Below are 1472 nucleotides of genomic sequence, written 5' to 3' on the forward strand. Positions count from 1 at the left end.
AGCGACCTCCCGGACAGCGACCTCCCGGACTGAGCCTCCCGCCGTCGGGCAACTTCATGCTCCACCCGACCGCAGGAACCGGGCCGCATTCGCGGGATTCGCCGGAACCCGCGGGGTGTGGCAGAATTAACCCTTGTGTCTACTGGGTTCGCGCCTGCCACAGGGGGAGCGTCACCAACAGCCTGACAACCCGGAACCGCCAATCAGTGGCGGTACCGGACTTGAAAATCTTCGGCGGTAATTTCCGGCCGGCCTTGCGCCCCGGGCTTGCCCGCCGTGACCCAAAGTGGATGACCTGTGGCGTTCACCAGGAGTGGATTAATGCATATCCTCGATAGCGTAGATGCAGCTTCGCTGCGTAACGATGTTCCCGAGTTCCGCGCGGGTGACACCATCAAGGTTCACGTGAACATCATTGAAGGCAAGAACTCCCGCGTCCAGGTCTTCCAGGGCTTCGTCCTGGGTCGCCAGGGTGACGGCGTTCGCGAAACCTTCACGGTCCGCAAGGTCTCCTTCGGTGTCGGCGTAGAGCGTACCTTCCCGGTTCACTCCCCGATCATCGAGAAGATCGAGGTCGTCACCAAGGGTGACGTCCGCCGCGCCAAGCTCTACTACATGCGCGCACTGCGCGGTAAGGCTGCGAAGATCAAGGAAAAGCGCGACTTCGCCACCGGCAAGTAGGTCTTTCGACCAACAGCGGGTCCTGGATTCGTGTCCGGCCTGCGCCGGAGAAATCCGCAACGCAACAGGAAACGAATCATGGACCACGCAAAACGCCAGCCCCGGAAACAGGGCTGGCGTTTTGTTTTGCTCGCACTTTTCCTGGCCGTGGCCATCAGCGGGCTTGTCCGGTCCTTGTGGCTCGATGTCTACTTCATCCCGTCCGAGTCCATGGAGCCGATCCTGGGCACCGGAGACCGCATCCTGGTGTCCCGCACCGATTTCGCCGGGGACCCTATTCGCCGTGGAGACATCGTGGTCTTCGACGGAAGGGGAACGTTCGCTCCGCTGAACAGCGGCAAAGGACCGTTTGCCGATGCCGTCGCCGCCGCCGGCCATTGGCTGGGCCTGACGGGAAGCGACACGACATACGTCAAACGTGTCATCGGCCTTCCCGGAGACCACGTGGCTTGTTGTGGCAGCAACGGAAAACTCACAGTCAACGGTCAGCAGCTTGAGGAACCCTATCTTTATCCCGGCGACACGCCGAGCGAACAGAGGTTCGACGTCATCGTTCCGAGTGACAGATTGTGGCTCATGGGGGACCACCGTTCGCGGTCGGCCGATTCGCGCGGCCTTCTGGGCGCACCCGGCGGAGGGATGGTGCCGCTGGAGCGTGTCATCGGGCGTCCAGTCCGGATTATCTGGCCGCTTGATAGATTTGCAGAACTGCCTCGCCCTGCGCAGGCCGGTACAACCTCGAAGAACGGACAATAGATGCCCGAGACAACTCCCGGGAAGCCGGAACGGCA

2 protein-coding genes are annotated in these 1472 nt (G+C 62.0%); both read left to right on the top strand.

The genetic code is table 11. The features are described 5' to 3' along the window. Positions 1-321 precede the first annotated feature (321 nt). A complete protein-coding gene (gene rplS / locus AHiyo1_RS04005; protein ID WP_059387674.1) occupies positions 322-681 on the top strand; it encodes a 50S ribosomal protein L19 in 360 nt (119 codons plus the stop codon). A 78-nt stretch (positions 682-759) separates the two neighbouring features. Beyond that, positions 760-1437, top strand: coding sequence for a signal peptidase I (lepB, locus tag AHiyo1_RS04010; RefSeq protein ID WP_059387675.1), 678 nt, complete (start codon positions 760-762; stop codon positions 1435-1437). Positions 1438-1472: the final 35 nt, after the last annotated feature.

Origin of the sequence: Arthrobacter sp. Hiyo1 (assembly GCF_001263615.2) — a bacterium.
Taxonomy (GTDB): Bacteria; Actinomycetota; Actinomycetes; order Actinomycetales; family Micrococcaceae; genus Arthrobacter.

Excerpts from the sequence above, each read along its gene's own strand:
- lepB (WP_059387675.1), top strand. The coding sequence starts at position 760 with ATGGACCACGCAAAACGCCAGCCCCGGAAACAGGGCTGGCGTTTTGTT.
- rplS (WP_059387674.1), top strand. The coding sequence starts at position 322 with ATGCATATCCTCGATAGCGTAGATGCAGCTTCGCTGCGTAACGATGTT.